Source organism: Mycobacterium asiaticum, assembly GCF_001673315.1.
Taxonomy (GTDB): Bacteria; Actinomycetota; Actinomycetes; order Mycobacteriales; family Mycobacteriaceae; genus Mycobacterium; species Mycobacterium asiaticum_B.
Window position 1 is genome coordinate 87219 of sequence record NZ_LZLQ01000124.1, and the last position, 22894, is coordinate 110112.

Consider the following 22894-nt stretch of genomic DNA (forward strand, 5'->3'; position numbering starts at 1 on the left):
ACGCCCCATCACAACAAGCGCGACTATGCTGTGACGTCGTGACTAGACGCGGAAAGATCGTCTGCACTCTCGGACCGGCTACCCAACAGGATGACCTGGTCAGGGCGCTGGTCGAAGCTGGTATGGACGTCGCCCGAATGAATTTCAGCCACGGTGACTACAGCGACCACGAAGCCGCCTACAAACGCGTCCGGTCGGCCTCGGATGCCACCGGCCGCGCGGTAGGTGTGCTGTGCGACCTGCAGGGCCCAAAGATCAGACTCGGGCGTTTCGCGGACGGGCCGACGCAGTGGAAAGACGGCGAGACGATCCGGATCACCGTCGCCGATTGCGAAGGCAGTCACGACCGCGTATCCACCACGTACAAGAGACTGGCCCAGGACGCCTCGGCCGGTGACCGGGTGCTCGTCGACGACGGCAAGGTCGGTCTTGTCGTCGACCACGTCGACGGTGACGACGTGGTGTGCAAAGTGGTCGAGGGCGGTCCGGTCAGCAACAACAAGGGGATCTCGCTGCCGGGGATGAGCGTGTCCGCACCGGCGCTGTCCGAAAAGGACATCGAGGACCTGACGTTCGCGATGAACCTCGGCGTCGACATGGTCGCACTGTCCTTCGTGCGTTCGCCGTCGGACGTTGATCTCGTGCACGAGGTGATGGACCGGGCGGGGCGGCGGGTACCGGTGATCGCCAAGCTGGAGAAGCCCGAAGCGGTCGACAACCTCGAGGCGATCGTGCTGGCGTTCGACGCCATCATGGTGGCGCGCGGCGACCTCGGGGTCGAGCTGCCGTTGGAAGAGGTCCCGCTGGTACAGAAGCGGGCCATCCAAATGGCCCGGGAGAACGCCAAACCGGTCATCGTGGCGACTCAGATGCTCGACTCGATGATCGAGAATTCGCGGCCGACCCGCGCCGAGGCGTCCGACGTCGCCAACGCCGTGCTCGACGGCGCCGACGCGCTGATGCTGTCCGGTGAAACCTCGGTGGGCAAGTACCCGCTGCAGGCGGTCAAGACGATGTCGCGGATCGTGTGCGCGGTCGAGGAGAACTCGACAGCGGCGCCCCCGCTGACGCACGTGCCGCGCACCAAACGTGGGGTGATCTCCTATGCCGCCCGCGACATCGGCGAGCGACTCGACGCCAAGGCCCTGGTCGCCTTCACGCAATCCGGTGACACCGTGCGCCGGCTCGCCCGCCTGCACACCCCGCTGCCGCTGCTGGCTTTCACCGACCTGCCCGAGGTGCGCAGCCAGCTTGCCATGACGTGGGGGACCGAGACGTTCATCGTCCCGCACATGAAGACGACTGACGGCATGATCCGCGAGGTCGACAAGTCGCTGCTGGCACTCGGTCGCTACAAGCGGGGCGACCTGGTGGTCATCGTCGCGGGTGCGCCGCCGGGCACCGTCGGGTCGACCAACCTGATCCACGTGCACCGGATCGGCGAGGACGACGTCTGATTGTCTGATTTCCAGGAACTGCTGGATGTGCTGAGCCTCAACCGAATTGCCGAGAACCGGTTCAGCGGCTCCCATCCCAGCAAGACCCCGATGCGCACGTTCGGCGGGCAACTCATGGCGCAATCCTTCGTGGCCAGTAGCCGCACCCTGACCCGCGACGACCTGCCGCCCAGCGCGATGTCGGTGCATTTCGTCAATGGCGGTGACACGTCCAAGGACATCGAATTCCACGTCGTGCCGCTACGTGACGAACGGCGTTTCGCCAACCGGCGCGTGGACGCCGTGCAGGGCGAAATGTTGTTGTCCTCGGCGATGATCTCCTACATGTCCGGGGGCCGCGGGCTCGAGCACGCTGTCGAACCGCCCGAAGTGGCTGACCCGGAAAGCCTGCCCCCTATCGGCGAGCTGCTGCGCGGTTACGAGGAAACCGTCCCGCTCTTCGTCAACGCGCTGCAACCCGTCGACTGGCGCTACACCAACGACCCCGCCTGGGTGATGCGGGACAAGGGCGATCGCCTTGACCACAACCGGGTTTGGCTCAAAGCGCTGGGCACGGTGCCCGCCGATCCGGTGCTGCACACCGCGACGATGCTGTACTCCTCGGACACCACCGTGTTGGACTCGGTGATAACCAGGCACGGTCTGTCGTGGGGTTTCGACCGTATCTTCGCCGCATCGGCAAACCATTCGGTGTGGTTCCACCGGCAGGTCGATTTCAATGACTGGGTGCTGTATTCGACGACCTCACCCGTGGCCGCGGACTCGCGCGGATTGGGCACCGGGCATTTCTTCGACCGCGCAGGTCAAGTCGTCGCCTCGGTGGTGCAAGAGGGCGTCCTGAAGTACTTCCCGACCGTCCGCTGATAGGGCCGGGCAGAAACGACGAGAAGGCGTAACGTCGGTGTAGACGCAGCTCTACGAGGAGGTGCGGGTGAAATCATCGACCGTCCATGCCATACCGGGGTTGCACAGCCTGCGGGCGCACGAACGTGTTGTCCTGCACGTCGATTCGCGGCGGGCCCGCTATCTTGGTGCCTTCGCTCTGGCGGGCACCGCATGCTGGCTGTTCGCCGTGCTTGCTCACGCCGGCCGGCTTGGCTGGTCCCTGACGATACTGGCGGCCGCGGTGTTCGTGGTGCGGGGCATCTGTCTTGGCCGTCCGGTCACCACGCTGCACGCGGCGGCCGCCGGCGCGTTGCTCGTCGCCGGGCTGGCGGCGCACGTATTGGCGTTGGAGTTGCTGGGGGAGTTGACGATAGCCGCAGCCGGTTTGGCGTTGATGTGGCCGACGGCAGCGCGTCCGCAGCCTGCCGATCTGCCGCGGGTGTGGGCGTTGATCGATGCCACCAGCAATGATCCGTTGGCGCCGTTCACCATGCAGGCGGGCAAGTGTTACCACTTCGACGTGACCGGCGCCGCGGCGCTGGCCTACCGTACCCGATTCGGGTTTGCGGTGGTCGCCGGAGATCCCATTGGCGACGAGAGGCGCTTCCGCCACCTCGTTGTCGATTTCGCCGCCATGTGTCACACGTATGGCTGGCGGATGGTGGTGGTCGGTTGCAGCGAACGCCGGCTAGGGTTATGGGAGTCTGCCGAAGTCGGACAATCATTGCACGCCATAGCAATTGGACGCGACGTCGTCGTCGACGCAACCACATTTGACCTGGCAGGACGCAAGTTCCGTAATCTCCGTCAGGCCGTGAGCCGCACCTACAACCGCGGTATCACCACGGAGATCGTCAACGAGCGAGAACTCGTTCCACGATTGCGGCGGGAGTTGGCGACAGTGCTGCGGGCATCCCCGAAAGGAGCCCACTGCGATCGAGGTTTCTGCATGAACCTGGACGGCGTGCTGGAGGGCCGCTATCCCGGGGCCCAGCTGATCATCGCAAGGGACGCGACGGGCACGGTTCAGGGCTTTCATCGGTACGCGACGGCCGGTGGCGGTAAGGACCTCACCCTCGATGTGCCCTGGCGGCGCCGCGGTGCACCAAACGGTATTGACGAACGACTGAGCGTGGATATGATCATCGCCGCCAGAGCGGTTGGGGCGCAACGGGTATCGCTGGCCTTTGCCGCGTTCGCTGACCTTTTCGCCGATGACCGGCGCGGCTGGGCGCGTCAGTGCGGCTATGCGTTGCTTCATCTGCTGGACCCGTTCATCGCACTCGAGTCACTGGCCCGCTACGTGCGCAAGTTTCACGCCCTGGACGCGCGACGGTACGCGCTGGTGACGCTGACTCAGGTGGTGCCGTTGATGTTCGTGCTGCTGTCGCTCGAATTCATGCCACGCCGGCGAAGGCTGTGATCGGTAATTCGGCGCAGTCTAGGTGACGCGGGAGGTGGTGGGTCGCCACCACAACCGTTTTGCCGCCGGGTATCAGCCCCGCACCGGGCACCAGGAGCCGGCGCAGTACCTGCTCGGCGTCGACGGCGTCGAGATGTTCGGTGGGTTCGTCGAGCAGCACGATTCCCGCGGGGGAGAGCACCGCTCGGGCCAACAGCAACCGCCGCCGCTGGCCCGCCGAAACCGCTTCAGCGCCGCCGGTCAACACCGTCGACAAACCCTCGGGGAGACCGGCCAGCCAACCGCCCAAACCCACGACTTCCAGGGCTTCGGTGAGTTCGTCATCGCCGCAATCGCCCCGGGCGACCAGCAGGTTGTCCCGGACCGTGGTCGCGAAGAGGTGCGCGTCTTCGGCGAAGAAGGTGACTGCGCGGCGTAGTTCGGGTTCCCGGATTCGCCGCAGGTCCACTCCGTCCAGCGTCACCTGGCCGTGCACCGGTGGCAGCAACCCGGCCAGGGTCATCAGTAGCGTCGTCTTGCCGGAGCCGCTGTCACCGGTGACGGCTAGCCGGGTACCGGGGGCCAGATCGACCGTGGCGCGGGCGCTTTGCGCTGGCGAGTGACCGGCTACCACCTCAGCGCGCAACCGGCCTATCGGACGGCTCGGAGACAACCCCGCTTCGGCCGGCTGGTCGACGACAGGCGGCGCCAGGTCGAGGAGGCGACGCGCGGCAATCCTGGACCGTGTCAATTGGACCGCCGCAGCGGGGAGCACGCTGGTCGCCTCAAACGCGGACAGCGGCAACAACATCAGGACTGCCAGGGTTGTCGGCGCGACCGCAGGCCCCAGGCTGATCCCGGCCACTACCGCGCCGAGCACACTGACTCCGATGGCCGCGGTCGGAATGGCCTCGGCGGCGGCAGCGGGCCGGGCTGCGGCGTCGGCCGCTGCGCCCCAGGCCCGTTGCCGCCGTTGAGATTCGGCGATGACGCCCGGCAGCGCACCGGCAATCCGCAGTTCGGGTGCGTGCTGCAGCGCAAGGATCGCCGCGGTGTCGCGTTCGGCGTGGTGCCGGCCGGCAACCTCTTCCTGCGCGGCGGCGGCCCGGCCGGCCAGCCACGGTGCGATCACCCCGGCGACGATCAAACAGACCGCCAACACCAGCGCGGCCGACGGCGAAATGAGTCCGACGACCACAACGCTCGCCAGTGACAGCACCGCCGCGACGCCGATGGGTACCAGGGCGCGCACCAATACGTCGGCCAGTGCATCCACATCCGCACCCACCCGGGCCACCAACTCGCCGCTGTGCAGCCGGACGGCACTCGCGGCGGTTCCAGTGGCCAACCGGCCATAAATCTGTGCACGTGCGGTGCCAGCGGCCCGCAATGCGGCATCGTGGGTGGCCAGGCGTTCGCAGTAGCGCAGCACGCCCCGCGAGATCGCGAAGGTCCGCACGGCAACGACGGCAACGGACAAATCGAGCACCGGCGGCATCTGGGCGGCGCGGGTAATCAACCAGGCCGACACCCCGGCCAGGGCCAGCCCGCTGCCCAGCGACAGCACGCCCAGCGTGATGGCCAGCAGGAGGCGGGCCACGCGCGGCCGCAGCAATTCAGTGACGGCGATGCCAAGATCAGACCGGCGCATACCGCGCCTCGATTCCGGCAGCCACCTCGACCACCCGATCACCGATCGCTAGGACCGGTGCGCGGTGCCCAACCACCACCACCGTGGCACCCGCACGTGCACGGGCGACAATCGCCCGCAGCACTCGCTGCTCGGTAACCGCGTCCAGGTGCGCGGTGGGTTCGTCGAGCAGCAGCACGGGCGCCGGTGATCCCAGAGCCCGCGCCAAACCGAGCCGTTGCCGCTGCCCGAGCGACAACCCGACCCCGTCGCGGCCCAACACGGTGTCCAACCCGTCGGGCAGATCAGCCAACACGACATCGAATCCGGCTGCAGCACAGGCGGTATCGAGGTCATGCAGTTCGCCGAGCAGTAGCAGGTTCTCTCGAACGGTTCCCGGCACCAGCACCGGACGGTGCGGCAGCCAGGACAACTGGCGCCACCACTGCGCCGGCGCCAGCGTGGCGAGGTCGACACCTGCCACCGTGACGCGACCTGACGCCGCAGCGGTCAGTCCCGCGATCACCTGCAGGGCGGTGCTCTTGCCGGCGCCGTTCGGCCCGGTCAGCACCGTCACCTGGCCCGCATCGATGACTGCGGTCAGGCGGTTCGGGGCGTTACCCGTTCGGGTTGCGACGCTGAGGTTTTCCAGGCGGATCTGTGCGCCGCGGGCAGTGACCGTCCCCTGCCCGGACGGCGCCTGCGCCGGTTCGCCGATGAGTGCGAAAGCTTGATCGGCCGCAGCACGTCCGTCCTGGGCGGCATGGAATTCGGCTCCGATGCGTCGCAGTGGCCAGTACACATCCGGGGCAAGTAACAGCACGGTCAGCCCGACGGGGAGGTTCATCTCGCCGAACACCAGACGCAGACCGATACCGACGGCGACCAGCGCGACGCCCAGTGTGGCCAGCAACTCGAGCACCAGCGCCGACAGGAACGCGATCCGCAGCGTTGCCATCGCCGAACGACGATGTGCGGCACTGAGTTCGGTGATGCGCTGCTCCGGACCCGACGCCCGGCCCAACGCGCGCAGCGTGGGGATCCCGGCGATCAAGTCCAGCAGACGCGACTGCAACGTCGTCATGGCCGCCAGGGCGCTTGCAGATCGTTGGGCCGTGGCCAGGCCGATCAACACCATAAAGAGCGGGATCAGGGGCAGGGTGATCCCCACGATGAGTGTTGATGTCAGGTCGTAGAGCGCGATGACCAGCACGGTGGCGGGGGTCAGTATCGCCGCAAGCAGCAGGGTGGGCAGGTACCCGGTGAAGTAGGGACGCAATCCGTCCAGACCGCGAGTAACCACTACAGCAGCGGAATCACGCTGCGCGGCCAGCTGGTCGGGCTGCCGTGCGGTCACCGCGGTCAACACCTGCCCATTGAGGTCTGCGATCACCGCGCTGGCCCCGCGTTGACCCAGGCGCGCCTGCAACCAGTGCGCGATCGTGCGAATTGTCCATAGCCCCAGCACGATTGACATCGGGATCACCCAGCAGCGCACGCAGCGCGCGGCGGGATCGGTCACCACCCGCGCCACGATGCTTGCCAGCACGATCGCCGATCCGATCGCGCACCCCGAGATCACCACTCCACAGCCCACTACGGCGAGTAGGTAACCGCGTAGCGCCGCGGATGCCCGCCACAGCCGCGGGTCCAGTGGTGCTCGAGAACTCTTGGCGGTCAGGAGGGGCGCCTTCGCAGCCCGATCGACGGCGGGATCCGGTCAGCCGAGATTCGTTGCCGGAAAACCCAATACGTCCACCCCTGATAGACCACCGTCAGCGGAATCATGATGCCCGTTACCCAGGTCATGATCATGAGGGTGTAGGGGGTTGACGAGGCGTTGTAGATCGTGACGTTCCATTGGCTGTTCAGCGTCGAGGGCAACAGGTTGGGGTAGAGCGAACCGAACATCAACACCACCACGCTCGCGACCACGAGCAGGGTGCAAAAGAACGCCCAGCCGTCAGAAATGCGCCGCCACACCAGCAACACCGACATCAGCTGGGCGACAACCGCCACGCCCAGCGCAGCCCACGTCCAGTCCTTACCGTGCGCCAGTTGGGTCCAAATGCCAAACCCGGCAACCAGTCCCGTCGCCGGCAGAGCCAACCACAACGCGAACCGGTGGGCGTCGTCGCGGATGGAACCTTCGGTCTTCAACGACACGAACACCGCGCCGTAGAACATGAACAACGTCGCGGTGGCCAACCCGCCCAGCAGGGTGTAGGGGTTGAGCACGTCGCCGATTGACAGGTGCACCTGACCGTCGGCATCCACGGGAAGGCCGCGCAGCAGGATCGCGAACGCCGTGCCCCACAACACTGCCGGCAGCCAGGAGCCGACCGCAATCGCCAAGTCCGCCAACCCCCGCCATTTCGGGTCGTCGACCTTGCCGCGCCATTCGATGGCGACAACGCGGACGATCATGCCGAACAGGATGGCCAGCAGCGGCAGGTAGAGCGCGGAGAACACGGTGGCATACCAGCCCGGGAAGGCGGCGAACATGGATGCGCCTGCGGTGATCAGCCAGACCTCGTTCGCATCCCAGACGGGACCGATGGTGTTGAGCGCCGCCCGCCGGTGAGCGTCTTTGTCGCCCTTGCTGACCCGCGCGAAAGGCGCCATCAGCATGCCGACGCCGAAGTCGAAACCCTCGAGGATGAAGAAGCCGAGAAACAGCGCCGCAATCAAGCCGAACCACAACTCCTGCAGGTTCATCGTTGACTCCTATCTCAGGTGAGACGGCTTAGTAAGCAAACGACAGGGGTTTCACCTCGTCCTCATCGGACTGCTGATCCGCCGGTGGAGACGCAGCGGGTTCGGCGTCATGTTCCTGTGGGCCTTCGACGATGTAGCGCTTGAGCAACCAGAACCAGATCACCGCAAGTACGGCGTAGATCAACGTGAAGGTGGTGAGCGAAGTGATCACCATGGCAGGCGCGTGGTGCGAGACCCCGGCCGCGACGTTGAGACGCACGCTCTGGTCACCGGTGGGGTTGGGCACGACAAGCCAAGGCTGGCGGCCCATCTCGGTGAACACCCAGCCGGCGCTGTTGGCCAGGAACGGCGTCGGAATGGTGAGTAGGGCGAATAACCCGAACCAACGCTGATTCGGGATCCGGCCGCGGCGCGTCAGCCACAGCGCCACCAGGGCGAACAAGATCGGGATGGCCAGCAGGCCGATCATCATGCGGAACGACCAATAGGTGACAAACAGGTTGGGGCGGTAGTCGTTCGGCCCGAACCGCTGCTGGTAGTCACGCTGGATGTCGCGCACGCCCTGCAGCTTGACGCCCTCGAACTTGCCCTCCGCCAGGAACGGCAGCACATACGGCACTTCGATCACCCGGGTGAGGGCGTCGCAGTTGTTCTGTCTGCCGACGGTGAGGATGGAGAAGTCCGGGTCGACCTGGGTGTCGCACAACGATTCTGCCGACGCCATCTTCATCGGCTGCTGTTGGAACATCAGCTTGCCCTGGAAGTCGCCGGTGAAGAACATGCCGACGGCTGAAAGCAACACCACCCAGCACCCCAGGACGGTGGCCGGGCGATACATCGCCCGGGTGCCGGGGTCCACAGTGCTGGTCTGGGACCGGACCAACCACCATGCGCTGACGGCCGCGACGAAGGTCCCCGCGGTCAGCAGCGCGCCGGTGATGGTGTGCGCGAACGCCGTCAGACCGGTGTTGTTGGTGAGCAGCGCCCAGATGTTGGTCAGCTCGGCGCGCCGGGTCTGCGGGTTGTAGTGCACGCCCACCGGGTGCTGCATGAAGGAATTCGCCGAAATGATGAAGAACGCCGAGACGTTGACGCCGATGGCGACGATCCAGATGCAGGCCAGGTGCACCAGTTTGGGCAGCCGCCCCCAGCCGAAGATCCACAACCCGATGAAGGTCGATTCGAAGAAGAAGGCGAGCAGGCCTTCCATCGCCAACGGGGCGCCGAATACGTCGCCGACGAAGCGCGAGTACTCACTCCAGTTCATGCCGAACTGGAATTCCTGGACGATCCCGGTCGCGACGCCGATGGCGAAGTTGATCAGGAACAACTTGCCGAAGAACTTGGTAAGCCGGTACCACGCAACGTTATCGGTGGCCACCCAGGCGGTCTGCATGATCGCCAGCAGGGGAGCCAGACCGATGGTCAATGGCACGAAAATGAAGTGGTAGACGGTGGTGATACCGAACTGCCACCGCGATATGTCGACGACATTCATGTCATCTCCCGAGGTCGCGGACTAAACCATTGACTACGACAGAGTGTAGTAGTCGCATTGGGTGAGTGCTAGCGCAGCGAGTGTGACGCTTTGCGGATCCCGAATGCGGAGACCACCTCGAAAATCCCGATGACGACCAGCCAGATGCCGACCACCAGCGCCAGCGTGATGATCGACTTGAACGGCGAGGCCATCACCACGATCCCGGCCAGCAGGCTGATCACGCCGATGAAGATGGCCCAGCCCCGGCCGGGCAGGTGGGGGTCGCTGACGGCCGAAACGGTCGTCGCCACCCCACGGAAGATGAACCCGACCCCGATCCAGATGGCCAGCAACAGCACGGCGTCCCCGAAGTGCCGAAACGCCAGCACGGCAAGAATCAGCGATGCCGCACCGCTGACGAACAACAAGACGCGACTGCCCGCCGAGACATGCAGCGAAAAGGCGAACACCACCTGGGCGGCGCCGGTGATCAACAGGTAGACGCCAAACGCGATGGCCGCCGCCAGCACGGATATCTGCGGCCATGCTAAGACGACGACGCCGAGAACGGTTGACAGGATCCCCGACGCCAGCGTCGATTTCCACAGGTGCGGCAACAGGCTGGGCGGCGAGGTCGGAACAGGGGCTGCATGGGTTGGTTCCATGGCACCAGTGTGACGCAAGTGATGGGCCTGGTATAGGGGCTTTTGCGGCCTAGACGTGCGCGGCGTGGGCCTCGTCGGCGGGTAGTTCGTCGGGCTGCTCGCTTACCTTGCGGCCGACCAGGTACCAAGTGCGCATCAATCCCTTGCCCTTGACGTCGATGTGGCCGCGCTCGCGTAACACGAAGTCTTCCTTCAGCCGTTCGTAGACGTCGTCGGGCACTTGTATCTGACCGACAGAATCGGTGGATTCCATTCGCGAGGCGACGTTCACGGCGTCACCCCAGACGTCGTAGAAGAACCGGCGCGAACCAACCACGCCCGCGACCACCGGACCGGTGGCCAACCCGACCCGCAGCGGCACCGCCCGCCCATGCGGATCCTTGAGGGTTGCTGCGACATCGGCCATTTCGAGGGCAAAATCGGCCAACGCCCGCACGTGATCGGGGCGCGGCCGCGGAACGCCACTGACCACCATGTAGCAATCGCCGGTGACTTTGATCTTTTCCAGGTCGTGCTTGTCGACGAGTTCGTCGAAAGCGCCGTACAGCCGGTCCAGGAACCGCACCAGGTCCGCCGGCGCGGTGTTGCTGGCCCGCTCGGTGAAGCCGACGATATCGGCGAACAACACCGAGGCCTCGTCGTACTTGTCGGCAATGATCTGCCGTTCCGGCTCCTTGAGCCGCTCGGCGATGCTGGCCGGGAGAATGTTCGCCAGCAACGCCTCGGACCGCTCGTACTGCTCTTCCATGACGGCTTCCGCGCGAGCGGTGTCGCGCAAGGCGAACCACATCGTCACGACCACCATGACGCAGGCCGAGATCGTGGTGATGACGAAGCCCGCAGACTGGGCCCAGATCGGCTGCAGGCCGGTGTCGCGGGGGATCAGGAACTCGGTCGCGATGACCAGCGCCGCTGCTACCGCTGCCAGCAGGCTGGCCAACACGATGTGTTCGGCACCCAGTACCAGCACCACCAGGCACGCACCGACGATGAAGAACAGCTGTGCGCCCGAGCTGGTTCCCACGTCCCAGCAGCTGGCGAAGACGGTGACATAGGCCGCGGTGATGAATGTCAGCGGTGCCACCAGATCCCCGAAACGGTGCAGGGTGGGAACGACGGCAAAGATCAGCGCCGCGCAGATGTTGATCGAGACGACCTGCCACAGCCAGGTGCCCAACAGCAACTGCATAGCGACGAAGCTCGCGCTGACGATCACCGATAACCAAGCGGCGATGTTGAGGATTCGAGCCCGACGGGCGGCGCTGGCCGCGTAGTGCTGCCGGAGGTCGCGGGTCTGTGTGCGAACGGCGGCGACACAGTCTGGCCGGCTTGCGGATCTGTCATCGCCAGCTGAGAGGGCACCGCATTTTTTAGCGGCCACGACGTCAAGGGTAACCGTCGAGCTCGGCATTTACCGAGTGTGGCGATATTGGTGGGCGACGGCGCCTGGTGCCCTCGGTGAGATTCGAACTCACACTGTACGGGTTTTGAATCCGTTTCCTCTGCCAGTTGGGATACGAGGGCTGGTCTCGGCTGTCCGGGTACCTACCTTAGAGGAACCCCCCGAGCGCCCGTCACAGCCGTCACGACACAATATCCGTCATGACCGGCCCAACCACCGACGCTGACGCCGCTCCGAAGCGGCGGGTCCTGATCGCTGAAGACGAGGCGCTCATCCGCATGGACCTTGCGGAGATGCTGCGCGAAGAGGGGTACGACATCGTCGGCGAGGCCGGTGACGGGCAAGAAGCCGTCGAACTGGCCGAGCAGCACAAACCAGATCTGGTGATCATGGACGTGAAGATGCCGCGGCGCGACGGCATCGACGCTGCGGCCGAAATAGCCAGTAAGCGCATTGCGCCGATTGTGGTGCTCACCGCGTTCAGCCAGCGGGATCTGGTCGAACGTGCCCGCGACGCCGGAGCCATGGCGTATCTGGTCAAGCCGTTCACCGCGAGCGACCTGGTTCCGGCCATCGAACTGGCGGTGAGCCGCTTCAGTGAGCTGACTGAGTTGGAACGCGAAGTGGCGACGCTGTCCGAGCGATTGGAAACGCGCAAGCTGGTCGAGCGCGCCAAGGGCCTGCTCCAGGTGAAGCAGGGCATGACCGAGCCGGAGGCGTTCAAGTGGATTCAGCGTGCCGCCATGGACCGGCGGACGTCGATGAAGCGGGTCGCCGAGGTCGTGCTCGAGACGCTCGACAAGGCCGAGTAACAGCAGCCTCGCGTTCCGTGGCGAGGGCGCGTGTCGGCACAGCGACACGCGGCCGCGGCTGGCATTTCGCGGACTCTCGCGCCCAGAACCAAGCGCTGTCTAGCGCGCCACCACCACCGACGAGCCGTGTCCGAACAACCCCTGGTTGGCGGTGACGCCGACGGTCGCGTTCTCCACCTGCCGGCCGGTGGCCTGCCCCCGCAGTTGCCAGGTCAACTCGCAGACCTGCGCGATCGCCTGAGCGGGGATCGCCTCGCCGAAGCACGCCAGCCCACCGGACGGATTGACCGGCACCCTGCCGCCAAGAGCGGTCGCCCCGCTGCGCAACAGTTGCTCGGCCTCGCCCTTCGCGCACAACCCGAGGTGCTCGTACCAGTCGAGTTCTAGCGCGGTGGACAGGTCGTAAACCTCGGCCAGGCTGACGTCCTCGGGCCCGATGCCGGCCTCGGCGTAGGCGGCGTCAAGGATCTGGTCCTTGAACACCCGCTCGGGTGCCGCTACGGCGGCGGTGGAATCCGTTGCGATGTCGGGCAATTCGGGTAAGTGCTGCGGGTATTGCGGCGTGACCGTGCTGACGGCGCGCACCGATGGAACCCCGTCCAACGACCCGAGGTGTTTGCGGGCGAACTCCGCGCTGGCCACGATCAGCGCCGCCGCGCCGTCGGAGGTCGCGCAGATGTCCAGCTGGCGCAACGGATCGCTGACCACCGGGCTGGCCAGTACATCCTCGATCGAGGACTCCTTGCGGTAGCGGGCATTCGGGTTCTGCAAACCGTGCTGGGAGTTCTTGACCTTCACCTGCGCGAAGTCTTCCGATGTCGCGCCGTACAAATCCATCCGTCGCCGCGCGAGCAGTGCGAAGTACACCGGGTTCATCGCGCCGATCAGGTGGAACCGCTGCCAGTCGGGGTCATTCTTGCGTTCCCCACCGACTGGGGCGAAAGCGCCCTTGGGTGTGGTGTCGGCGCCGATCACCAGCGCGACGTCGCAGAAGCCGGCCAGGATGTGGGCGCGGGCGCTTTGCAGCGCCTGCGATCCGCTGGCGCATGCCGCATAACTGGAGCTGACCGGCACGCCGTTCCATCCGAGCTTCTGCGCGAAGGTCGACCCGGCAATAAAACCGGGGTAGCCGTTGCGGATGGTGTCGGCGCCGGCGACCAGCTGGATCTGCCGCCAGTCCAGGCCGGCTTCGGCCAGCGCCGCCCGCGCGGCGACCACGCCGTATTCGGTGAAGTCGCGGCCCCATTTGCCCCACGGGTGCATGCCGGCGCCGAGGATGTACAGCGGTTCGGGCGGGCTCATGACGAGACCTTCCACGCGTGCACAGTCCGTTCGACCCCGTCGGAATCGGTGAACAACGTCATGGTGGTCAGCTCCATCTCCATGCCGACCTTCAGATCGGCCGCCAGCGTGCCGTCGACCACCTTGCCCAGCACGATGATCCCTTCGTCGGCCAGTTCCACCGCGGCGATGGCGAACGGCTCGAACGGCTCCGCGGCGGGGTAGGGGGCCGGTGGCGGATAACGGTTCTCGGTGTAGCTCCACAACGTGCCGCGCCTCGACAGCGCGACGGACTCTAGTGAGTCGCCGTCACACGCCGGATTAGGGCAGTTGTTGTCGCGCGGCGGGAAGACGAACGTGCCGCACTTGACGCACTTACTGCCGATCAGATGCGGATTTCCGGCCTCGTCGGTGGCGAACCACCCGTCGATCGCGGGTTCGGGAATGCTGACCTCTGGCACCGGGCCAGCGTACCCAGCCCAGGCGCAAAACTGAAACGTGTTCCAGTTCTGCCGGGCGCATCGGGTGTCAGCCGGGTTGCCTAGAGTGTGAGCCGTGAGTAACGCGGGCGGGGTGGCCGAAAAACCGACGCTGATGCTGCTGGATGGCAATTCGCTGGCGTTCCGGGCGTTCTACGCGTTGCCGGCGGAGAACTTCAAGACACGCGGGGGCCTGACCACCAACGCGGTCTATGGCTTCACCGCCATGCTGATCAACCTGTTGCGGGACGAGGCGCCGACGCATATCGCCGCGGCGTTCGACGTCTCGCGTCAGACCTTCCGCTCTGAGCGCTACCCGGAGTACAAGGCCAACCGGTCCTCGACTCCCGATGAGTTCCACGGTCAGATCGACATCACCAAGGAAGTGCTTGGCGCACTGGGCATTACCGTGCTGGCCGAGCCGGGTTTCGAAGCCGACGACATCATCGCCACTCTTGCCACCCAGGCGGAGAACGAGGGCTACCGGGTGCTGGTCGTCACCGGCGACCGTGACGCGCTGCAGTTGGTCAGCGACGACGTGACGGTGCTCTATCCGCGCAAAGGTGTCAGCGAACTCACCCGCTTCACCCCGGAAGCCGTCGTCGAGAAATACGGTCTCACTCCCCGGCAGTACCCGGATTTCGCCGCGCTGCGCGGCGACCCCAGCGACAACCTCCCCGGTATTCCTGGCGTGGGGGAGAAGACGGCGTCGAAGTGGATCATCGAGTACGGCTCGCTGCAGTCCCTGGTCGATAGCGTGGACTCGGTGCGCGGCAAGGTGGGCGACGCGTTGCGCGCGCATGTGGCCAACGTGGTGCTGAACCGGGACCTCACCGAACTGGTCAAGGACGTGCCGCTGGCCCAGACGCCCGACACCCTTCGGTTACAGCCGTGGGACCGCGACCTGATCCACCGACTCTTCGACGACCTGGAGTTTCGCGTCCTGCGAGACCGCCTGTTCGACACGTTGGCTGCGGTAGAACCGGAGGTCGACGAGGGCTTCGACGTGCGCGGCGGCGCGCTCGAACCCGGCACGGTGGCCCAGTGGCTGTCCGAGCACGCGGACGACGGGCGCCGGTCGGGATTGACGGTGGTGGGCACTCATCTCCCGCACGGCGGGGACGCCACCGCGCTGGCGATCGCGGCCGCAGACGGGGACGGCGCCTACATCGACACCGCCGCGCTGACCCCCGAGGACGACGCCGCGCTGGCGGCCTGGCTGTCCGACCCGGACAGGCCCAAGGCCCTGCATGAAGCGAAGCTGGCCATCCATGACCTGACCGGGCGGGGCTGGACGCTGGGTGGTGTCACCTCCGACACCGCGCTCGCGGCCTACCTGGTGCGCCCCGGACAACGCAGCTTCACCCTCGACGATCTCTCGTTGCGCTACCTGCGCCGCGAACTGCGCGCGGAAAACCCTGAACAGCAACAGCTTTCGCTGCTCGACGACCTTGACGAATCGGGCGGGGCGGACGACCAGGCGGTCCAGACCAGCATCCTGCGCGCCCGCGCCGTCGCCGACCTCGCCGACGCCCTGGATGCCGAACTGGCCCGCATCGATTCCACCGCCCTGCTGGGTGAGATGGAGCTGCCGGTGCAGCAGGTGCTGGCCGAGATGGAGCATGCCGGGATCGCCGTCGACCTGGCCAAGCTCACCGAGTTGCAGAGCGAGTTCGCCGAGCAGATCCGCGATGCCGCCGAGGCTGCCTACGCAGTGATCGGTAAACAGATCAACCTCGGTTCACCCAAGCAGCTGCAGGTGGTGCTGTTCGACGAGCTCGGCATGCCCAAGACCAAGCGGACCAAGACGGGTTACACCACGGACGCGGATGCTGTGCAGGGTCTTTTTGAAAAGACCGGTCACCCGTTTCTGCAGCATCTGCTGACCCACCGCGATGTCACCCGGCTCAAGGTCACCGTCGACGGCCTGCTGAACTCGGCGGCCGCCGACGGCCGGATCCACACCACGTTCAATCAGACCATCGCCGCCACCGGCCGGTTGTCCTCAACCGAACCGAACTTGCAGAACATCCCGATCCGCACCGACGCCGGCCGCCGGATCCGGGACGCATTCATCGTCGGAAGCGGCTACCACGAGCTGATGACCGCGGACTACAGCCAGATCGAGATGCGGATCATGGCGCACCTGTCGCGTGATCAGGGGCTGATCGAAGCGTTCAACACCGGGGAGGACCTGCATTCCTTCGTTGCCTCCCGTGCCTTCGGCGTGCCGATCGAAGAGGTCACCGGCGAACTGCGACGCCGGGTCAAGGCGATGTCCTATGGCTTGGCCTACGGGTTGAGCGCCTACGGATTGTCCGCCCAGCTCAAGATCTCCACCGAAGAGGCCAAAGAGCAGATGGACCAGTACTTCTCCCGGTTCGGTGGCGTGCGCGACTACCTGTTTGCGGTCGTCGAACAGGCCCGCAAGGACGGTTACACCTCGACCGTGCTGGGCCGACGGCGTTACCTGCCCGAGCTGGACAGCAGCAACCGTCAGGTCCGTGAGGCCGCCGAGCGTGCGGCGCTCAACGCCCCGATACAGGGCAGCGCGGCGGACCTGATCAAGGTGGCGATGATCGAGGTGGACAAAGCGATCAAGCAGGCCGGCCTGGCGTCCCGAATGTTGCTTCAGGTGCACGACGAGTTGCTGTTCGAGATCGCGGCCGGGGAACGTGATCAGCTTGAGGCGCTGGTCCGCGACAAGATGGGCGGCGCCTATCCGTTGGATGTGCCGCTCGAGGTGTCGGTGGGCTACGGCCGCAGCTGGGACGCCGCCGCCCACTGAGCCGAACTCAAACTGCTCAGTCGAACTTCAGACTGCTCAGCCGAACTTAAACTGCTCAGCCGAACTTAAACTGCTCAGGTGTCCGAACCGGCTCAGCGTCCGCCGCTCCTGCGTTATCCGCTGGTGGTGGCGTCGAAGTTGTTCGGTCTGTTACCGGCCCCGGTGGCCGACGCGCTATTAACAGTGCTCGCGCGGCTTGTGTACTGGCGAGGCCGTGCCCAGCACTTGAATGTGTTGCAGGACTTCCGCGACAACGTCGACCCGACGGCCCAGTTCTCGTCCCGGAAATGGCGCCCCGTGCAGGCGATGTATCGCGCGCTGGTCCGCAACGCCAACGACGCCATCTGGTTCCTCGCCGCGCCGCACGACACCGCGCTGCGGCGCTTCCGCATCGCAGATCCGTCACCTATCTATGCCGCGCTCGAGGCCGGTCGCCCTGCCGGAGTCGGTGCCATCGTCGCCTTCCCGCATCTCGGCTCATATGCGGCGCTACCGATCGTGCTGGCACTCAACGGCCTGCCGGTTACCGCCGTCGTGAATCGACAGCCTGCCCTGATGCAATGGGTGCTTACCCGGGGCGCGCAGAAGGCCGACTTGGAACTCATCGTCATCGAGCGCCACGGTGGCGTCAGCACCACCACGGCCATGGCCGACGCCATCCGTCGCGGCCGCATCGTCGCGATCGCCGGCGACTACTTCAGAGCCCGAGAGGGCGCGCAGGGCGGGACAAGTGCGGGCGTCCAGGTCGACCTGGCCGGCATCAAGCGCCCGGTCGGTGCGGGCCCGGCGCTGCTGGCCCTGCGCACCGGCGCGTTGATCGTGCCCGGCGCGGTTTTCCAGCGCAAACATCGGCGAGAACCCGTTTTCGGCGAGCCGATTGCTGCCGAAGTTCCGCTCGGCGGCGACGATCAGAACGTGCGAGACGCAGTGCAGGCAACCTCGCAACGGGTCGCCGACGCGATCGCTTTGTTCATCCGCCGCGAGCCGGACCAGTGGCTGATGCCCGGCGGCCTGGTGTCGGACTCGGTTGGGCGCCGGCCCTAGCCCGCCGCACGCGGGAGTCGCCTGCGTGCGCCCGCGGGGCACCCGGTAGTCTGACCAGTGATTTCGACCGAGTTTGGCCAGCGTGTATGCAGTCGAGTAGCCTCGACAGGTACCCGTTTGCGCTCGATCGCGGGTCACACCAATAACTCAAGTCCCAAGTCCCTACGATGAACCCTGTCCGGAGCAACCCAACAATATGCCGAGTCCCGCCGTCACCTCGCCGCAAGTAGCCATCAACGACATAGGCTCCGCCGAGGATTTTCTCGCAGCAATAGACAAAACGATCAAGTACTTCAACGATGGCGACATCGTCGAAGGCACCATCGTCAAAGTTGACCGGGACGAGGTGCTCCTCGACATCGGCTACAAGACCGAAGGGGTCATCCCCGCCCGCGAGCTCTCCATCAAGCACGATGTCGACCCCAACGAGGTCGTTACCGTCGGCGATGAGGTCGAGGCCCTGGTTCTCACCAAAGAGGACAAAGAAGGCCGTCTGATCCTGTCCAAGAAGCGCGCCCAGTACGAGCGCGCCTGGGGCACCATCGAGGAGCTCAAGGAGAAGGACGAGGCCGTCAAGGGCACCGTCATCGAGGTCGTCAAGGGCGGTCTGATCCTCGACATCGGGTTGCGCGGCTTCCTGCCCGCCTCGCTGGTCGAGATGCGCCGGGTGCGCGATCTGCAGCCGTACATCGGCAAGGAGATCGAAGCCAAGATCATCGAGCTGGACAAGAACCGCAACAACGTGGTGCTGTCGCGGCGCGCCTGGCTGGAGCAGACCCAGTCCGAGGTGCGCAGCGAGTTCCTCAACCAGCTGCAGAAGGGCACCATCCGCAAGGGTGTCGTCTCCTCCATCGTCAACTTCGGCGCATTCGTCGACCTCGGCGGTGTGGACGGTCTGGTGCACGTCTCCGAGCTGTCCTGGAAGCACATCGACCACCCGTCCGAGGTGGTGCAGGTGGGCGACGAGGTCACCGTCGAGGTGCTCGACGTCGACATGGACCGCGAGCGGGTTTCGTTGTCGCTCAAGGCGACTCAGGAAGACCCGTGGCGGCACTTCGCCCGTACCCACGCGATCGGTCAGATCGTGCCGGGCAAGGTCACCAAGCTGGTGCCGTTCGGTGCATTCGTGCGTGTCGAAGAGGGCATCGAGGGTCTGGTGCACATCTCCGAGCTGGCCGAGCGCCACGTCGAGGTGCCCGACCAGGTGGTTGCCGTGGGCGACGACGCGATGGTCAAGGTCATCGACATCGACCTGGAGCGTCGCCGGATCTCGCTGTCGCTCAAGCAGGCCAACGAGGACTACACCGAGGAGTTCGACCCCGCCAAGTACGGCATGGCCGACAGCTACGACGAGCAGGGCAACTACATCTTCCCCGAAGGCTTCGACGCCGAAACCAACGAGTGGATCGAAGGTTTCGACACCCAGCGCAACGAATGGGAAGCCCGCTACGCCGAGGCCGAGCGTCGCCACAAGATGCACACTGCGCAAATGGAGAAGTTCGCCGCGGCTGAGGCAGCCGACCACGGCGGGCAGTCGTCCTCGAGCAGCAGCTCCTCGGAGAAGTCCGCGGGTGGGTCGCTGGCCAGCGACGCCCAGCTGGCGGCTCTGCGGGAGAAGCTCGCCGGCAGCGCATAGCAGCACGCCGGATGCTGCGCATCGGGCTGACCGGTGGCATCGGTGCCGGAAAGTCGGCGCTGTCCAAGACGTTCGCGGAGCTCGGTGGCATCATCGTCGACGGTGATGTCATCGCCCGCGAGGTCGTCGAGCCAGGCACCGAGGGATTGAAATCCCTGGTCGACACGTTCGGTGAGGACATCCTGCAGCCCGACGGGTCGCTGGATCGTCCCGCGTTGGCGGCCAAGGCGTTTGCCAACGACGAAGAGCGCCAGAAGCTCAACGGCATCGTTCATCCACTGGTCGGCAAGCGGCGCGCGGAGATCATCGCCGGCGTTTCTCCGGATGCCGTTGTGGTGGAAGATATTCCGCTGCTGGTCGAGTCCGGCATGGCGCCGCTGTTTCCGTTGGTGATCATCGTGCACGCTGACGTCGAGTTGAGGGTGCAACGCCTGGTCGAGATCCGTGGCATGACCGAGGACGACGCGCGAGCCAGGATCTCCGCACAGGCCACCGACGAGCAACGCAGGGCAGTGGCCGACATTTGGCTGGACAATTCGGGCAGGCCGGAAGCGTTGGCGGAACGGGCCCGCGACGTATGGCACAACCGGATACTTCCGTTCTCGCACAATCTTTCTCAGCGCCAGCCCGCGCGGACACCGGCACGGGTGGTTTCGGCTGATCCGAGTTGGGCGGAGCAAGCCCAACGCATCGTCAAGCGATTGCAGACCACGTGTGGTCACCGGGCCGTGCGAGTGGACCACATCGGGTCGACCGCGGTACCGAAACTCGACGCCAAAGACGTGATCGACATCCAGGTCACCGTCGAATCCCTGGATGCCGCCGAAGAACTCGTCGAACCGTTGTTGTCCGCCGGCTATCCGCGCCTCGAGCACATCACTCAGGACGCCGCCAAGACCGATGCCCGCAGCACCGTACCGGGCATCGACCACAGCGACGATCCCGCGTTGTGGGGCAAGCGCATTCACGCCTCAGCCGACCCCGGGCGGCCGACCAACGTCCATATCCGCACTGCGGGGTGGCCCAATCAGCAGTTCGCTCTACTGTTCGTCGACTGGCTCAAAGCCAATGCCGATGTGTGCGAGAAGTATTCGGCAGTCAAACAGGACGCGGATGCGAGCGCCGGCGGCGACATCGTGCGCTACATCACCGCGAAGGAGCCGTGGTTCCGGGACGCCTACCGGCGAGCCTGGGAGTGGGCCGACGCCACCGGTTGGAAGCCGTAGCGTCTCATGCCATTCGTCACCGACATCCTCGGCCCGCGGCGGCCCGTCGTGGACGAGGCACCGCCGTTGGTGGCCGGTCGGCGCCGGCGTACCAGCACCATCGATACTCATCCGGACGGCCCGCGGGGATCCCTGGTCGACCTGCGGGCGCGCGACGCCGTAGCGGCCGGCGCGGGCTCTCTCGATGTGCAAGTCGACGTGCGGGGAGAAATCCACGTGCGGGACGAAATCCGGGTACGGGCACACCTGACCGACTCCGTCATCGACGACATCAGTGCCGCGCCGCAGGACAGCCGCCTGCAGACGCTGCGCGGCAGTCGCGTGGGTGCGGGTTTTCGATCGAAGATCGGCCAACTCTTCCCGGACGAAGTGCAGCGGGCGAGCCTGTTGCATCTGCTGCTCGACGACTGGGTGGGGGCCGCCCTGGTGTCCGGGTATGCCACTCAGTACGCGGCCATCGTCGACGGCACCGAGCAGAAGTTCCCGCCCGGCATCGCCGACCGGATGGCCGGGATTTGCGCGGGTTTCGCACCTGAGGCGTCGTTGATCAGCTACACCCGGCAGCACGACGTGATTCCCACGGGTCGCGGTCCGCGGGCGCCCACGCTGAACGGACTGCATGAGGTCGAACCGCTCCGGGCGCGGGGAATGCGCAGGTTCCGCCGGCTCGACATGTCGCCCGCGGACGCCTCTTCGGCGCAGTTCGACGCCCATTTCCGTGATTCCTACACCGACGACGACCTGGTGGAGACGATCGTGCACGAGTACACCGTCGCCGGCAGGGTCGACACCTCGACGCGGACCATCACCGCGGTGAGCGCAGAGGTGCGGGTGCTGCCGTGGCAGGAATGCCCCCGCGCCATCGGGAGCGCTGCGGATGTTCAAGGAATGACACTCGCCGAGCTACGGCAGCGGGTCCGAGGTGAGTTCGTCGGGACCAGCACCTGCACGCACCTCAACGACACGCTCCGGGCCATCGCCGATCTGGACGCCCTACTGGATCTCGGCTGAGGTAAACAGTGGCCATGCGTACCGTGCATGTCGAAACCGTCCTGCCTACCGGCGCCGAGCGGGTCTGGTCGGCAATGCTGTCGCCCGCCACCTTTCTCTACGTCTGCAAAGGGTTGTTCGGCTTCCCGTCGTTGGCCGGACGCACCGAAGCGCTGCGGGAAGGCGAGCAGGGGACCGGATGGTTGTTCGCGTTCCACCTACTGCCGGCCTACCGGCACACCATCGAAGTCGTCGAGGTCGACGAGAGCACCGGAACAATCCGCACCCGCGAACACGGCGGCCTGCTCAAAGCCTGGAACCACACCTTGCACGTCGAGCCGCTCGCGGCGGGGTCCTGCCGCTACAGCGACACCGTCGACATCGACGCCGGCGCGATGACCGGCGTAGTCGTCGCCGTCGCGAACGGGATCTATCGGTACCGGCAGCGGCGCTGGCACAAGCTGGTCCGCAGGCACCTCACGACCTAAACCCGTCCCGCCAGCTGAGCTGCATGCCCTGCGAGCCCAGCCAGGCCTGTAGGTCGTAACCGTTGCGAGCCAGCCCGTCGACGGCGGTCACCGCCCGTCGCACCGCCAGTTCCGCGACGTCTGGACTCAACAACCCTTGCCGTACGGCGGCGACCAGCTCGTCGACGTCGGCCAGACCGGCACCCAGACCAGTGCGGACCTCGATGTCGAGGTAGTGGTCCTCAGAACGCCACGCCGTCTGGCCGGGCGTGTATTCGCCAATGTCGAGGTAATAGTCGTGGTCGCGCTCATGGCCAGGGTTGAAGTGAAAAACTGTGGCGCGCAAGCCCAATGACGGCAACAGCCACGATTCGAGGTAGCGGAACTGAGTCCGCCCGGGCGTCGGCCGGGCGACGTAGAGGCCCCACGGCTGCACAACGTATTCGTCCACCGCCCGCACGATGCCTTTGGGATCGGTGTTGGTGCGGGCAGCCAGGTCAAACGTCTCGTGCTTGGGCGGATGGATGGTCTC

19 protein-coding genes and 1 tRNA gene are annotated in these 22894 nt (G+C 65.8%); 10 read left to right on the forward strand and 10 right to left on the reverse strand.

The window, feature by feature from the left end; genetic code table 11:
* Nucleotides 1–38 precede the first annotated feature (38 nt).
* The 3 genes from pyk to A5636_RS19455 all read left to right on the forward strand — a co-directional run bounded on the left by pyk (nt 39) and on the right by A5636_RS19455 (nt 3765).
* Nucleotides 39–1457 (forward strand): pyruvate kinase, encoded by a 1419-nt coding sequence (gene pyk / locus A5636_RS19445; protein WP_065160265.1) that lies wholly within the window; start codon nt 39–41, stop codon nt 1455–1457.
* Nucleotides 1458–2321 (forward strand): acyl-CoA thioesterase II, encoded by an 864-nt coding sequence (locus A5636_RS19450; protein ID WP_065160266.1) that lies wholly within the window; start codon nt 1458–1460, stop codon nt 2319–2321.
* Between the two features lie 61 nt (nt 2322–2382).
* Complete coding sequence (locus tag A5636_RS19455; protein WP_065160267.1) at nt 2383–3765, forward strand: phosphatidylglycerol lysyltransferase domain-containing protein; 1383 nt, start codon at nt 2383–2385, stop codon at nt 3763–3765.
* Here A5636_RS19455 and cydC read toward each other — a convergent pair.
* From cydC to A5636_RS19490, 7 genes are all read right to left on the reverse strand, one after another.
* Nucleotides 3740–5395, reverse strand: a complete 1656-nt coding sequence (cydC, locus tag A5636_RS19460; RefSeq protein WP_065160268.1) for a thiol reductant ABC exporter subunit CydC — start codon at nt 5393–5395, stop codon at nt 3740–3742. The genes A5636_RS19455 and cydC overlap by 26 nt on opposite strands.
* Entirely contained in the window at nt 5382–6971 is a 1590-nt protein-coding gene (gene cydD, locus A5636_RS19465; protein WP_065160269.1) for a thiol reductant ABC exporter subunit CydD, read from the reverse strand. The genes cydC and cydD overlap by 14 nt, the downstream gene beginning before the upstream one ends.
* Before the next feature lie 80 nt (nt 6972–7051).
* Entirely contained in the window at nt 7052–8092 is a 1041-nt protein-coding gene (cydB, locus tag A5636_RS19470) for a cytochrome d ubiquinol oxidase subunit II (RefSeq protein WP_065160270.1), read from the reverse strand.
* A 28-nt stretch (nt 8093–8120) separates the two neighbouring features.
* On the reverse strand, nt 8121–9590 hold the full coding sequence (locus tag A5636_RS19475) for a cytochrome ubiquinol oxidase subunit I (RefSeq protein WP_065160271.1): 1470 nt from the start codon (nt 9588–9590) through the stop codon (nt 8121–8123).
* Between the two features lie 68 nt (nt 9591–9658).
* Entirely contained in the window at nt 9659–10237 is a 579-nt protein-coding gene (locus tag A5636_RS19480) for an HdeD family acid-resistance protein (RefSeq protein WP_437339846.1), read from the reverse strand.
* A gap of 49 nt (nt 10238–10286) precedes the next feature.
* Complete coding sequence (locus A5636_RS19485) at nt 10287–11618, reverse strand: adenylate/guanylate cyclase domain-containing protein (protein ID WP_065160415.1); 1332 nt, start codon at nt 11616–11618, stop codon at nt 10287–10289.
* 66 nt (nt 11619–11684) lie between these two features.
* Nucleotides 11685–11761, reverse strand: a tRNA-Leu gene (locus A5636_RS19490).
* A gap of 78 nt (nt 11762–11839) precedes the next feature.
* Here A5636_RS19490 and A5636_RS19495 point away from each other — a divergent pair.
* A complete protein-coding gene (locus tag A5636_RS19495) occupies nt 11840–12451 on the forward strand; it encodes an ANTAR domain-containing response regulator (RefSeq protein ID WP_065160272.1) in 612 nt (203 codons plus the stop codon).
* A gap of 99 nt (nt 12452–12550) precedes the next feature.
* Here A5636_RS19495 and A5636_RS19500 read toward each other — a convergent pair whose 3' ends face one another.
* Both A5636_RS19500 and A5636_RS19505 read right to left on the reverse strand, forming a co-directional pair.
* Entirely contained in the window at nt 12551–13753 is a 1203-nt protein-coding gene (locus tag A5636_RS19500; RefSeq protein WP_065160273.1) for a lipid-transfer protein, read from the reverse strand.
* Complete coding sequence (locus A5636_RS19505; protein ID WP_065160274.1) at nt 13750–14193, reverse strand: Zn-ribbon domain-containing OB-fold protein; 444 nt, start codon at nt 14191–14193, stop codon at nt 13750–13752. The genes A5636_RS19500 and A5636_RS19505 overlap by 4 nt, the downstream gene beginning before the upstream one ends.
* Nucleotides 14194–14326: 133 nt before the next feature.
* Here A5636_RS19505 and polA point away from each other — a divergent pair, with 133 nt between their 5' ends.
* The 6 genes from polA to A5636_RS19535 all read left to right on the forward strand — a co-directional run bounded on the left by polA (nt 14327) and on the right by A5636_RS19535 (nt 22383).
* Nucleotides 14327–16999: a DNA polymerase I gene (gene polA, locus A5636_RS19510; protein ID WP_155763918.1), complete on the forward strand. Its 2673-nt coding sequence runs from the start codon at nt 14327–14329 to the stop codon at nt 16997–16999.
* A gap of 78 nt (nt 17000–17077) precedes the next feature.
* Nucleotides 17078–18043, forward strand: a complete 966-nt coding sequence (locus A5636_RS19515) for a lysophospholipid acyltransferase family protein (RefSeq protein ID WP_065160276.1) — start codon at nt 17078–17080, stop codon at nt 18041–18043.
* Nucleotides 18044–18239: 196 nt separating this feature from the next.
* Nucleotides 18240–19679, forward strand: a complete 1440-nt coding sequence (rpsA, locus tag A5636_RS19520; RefSeq protein ID WP_065160277.1) for a 30S ribosomal protein S1 — start codon at nt 18240–18242, stop codon at nt 19677–19679.
* An 11-nt stretch (nt 19680–19690) separates the two neighbouring features.
* Nucleotides 19691–20905: a dephospho-CoA kinase gene (gene coaE, locus A5636_RS19525; protein ID WP_065160278.1), complete on the forward strand. Its 1215-nt coding sequence runs from the start codon at nt 19691–19693 to the stop codon at nt 20903–20905.
* A gap of 6 nt (nt 20906–20911) precedes the next feature.
* Nucleotides 20912–21916 (forward strand): DUF2889 domain-containing protein, encoded by a 1005-nt coding sequence (locus tag A5636_RS19530; RefSeq protein ID WP_065160279.1) that lies wholly within the window; start codon nt 20912–20914, stop codon nt 21914–21916.
* A 14-nt stretch (nt 21917–21930) separates the two neighbouring features.
* Complete coding sequence (locus A5636_RS19535) at nt 21931–22383, forward strand: hypothetical protein (protein ID WP_065160280.1); 453 nt, start codon at nt 21931–21933, stop codon at nt 22381–22383.
* Here the strand turns inward: A5636_RS19535 and A5636_RS19540 are convergent.
* Nucleotides 22373–22822 carry a DUF402 domain-containing protein gene (locus A5636_RS19540; protein WP_065160281.1) on the reverse strand — a complete coding sequence of 150 codons (450 nt, stop codon included), beginning with the start codon at nt 22820–22822 and terminating at the stop codon, nt 22373–22375. The two genes, A5636_RS19535 and A5636_RS19540, sit on opposite strands and share 11 nt — an antisense overlap.
* Nucleotides 22823–22894 lie beyond the last annotated feature (72 nt).

Coding starts and splice junctions, on each gene's coding strand:
- cydC (WP_065160268.1), bottom strand. CDS start 5,395: ATGCGCCGGTCTGATCTTGGCATCGCCGTCACTGAATTGCTGCGGCCG.
- cydB (WP_065160270.1), bottom strand. CDS start 8,092: ATGAACCTGCAGGAGTTGTGGTTCGGCTTGATTGCGGCGCTGTTTCTC.
- A5636_RS19475 (WP_065160271.1), bottom strand. CDS start 9,590: ATGAATGTCGTCGACATATCGCGGTGGCAGTTCGGTATCACCACCGTC.
- A5636_RS19480 (WP_437339846.1), bottom strand. CDS start 10,237: ATGGAACCAACCCATGCAGCCCCTGTTCCGACCTCGCCGCCCAGCCTG.
- A5636_RS19495 (WP_065160272.1), top strand. CDS start 11,840: ATGACCGGCCCAACCACCGACGCTGACGCCGCTCCGAAGCGGCGGGTC.
- A5636_RS19500 (WP_065160273.1), bottom strand. CDS start 13,753: ATGAGCCCGCCCGAACCGCTGTACATCCTCGGCGCCGGCATGCACCCG.
- polA (WP_155763918.1), top strand. CDS start 14,327: ATGCTGCTGGATGGCAATTCGCTGGCGTTCCGGGCGTTCTACGCGTTG.
- rpsA (WP_065160277.1), top strand. CDS start 18,240: ATGCCGAGTCCCGCCGTCACCTCGCCGCAAGTAGCCATCAACGACATA.
- coaE (WP_065160278.1), top strand. CDS start 19,691: ATGCTGCGCATCGGGCTGACCGGTGGCATCGGTGCCGGAAAGTCGGCG.
- A5636_RS19530 (WP_065160279.1), top strand. CDS start 20,912: ATGCCATTCGTCACCGACATCCTCGGCCCGCGGCGGCCCGTCGTGGAC.
- A5636_RS19535 (WP_065160280.1), top strand. CDS start 21,931: ATGCGTACCGTGCATGTCGAAACCGTCCTGCCTACCGGCGCCGAGCGG.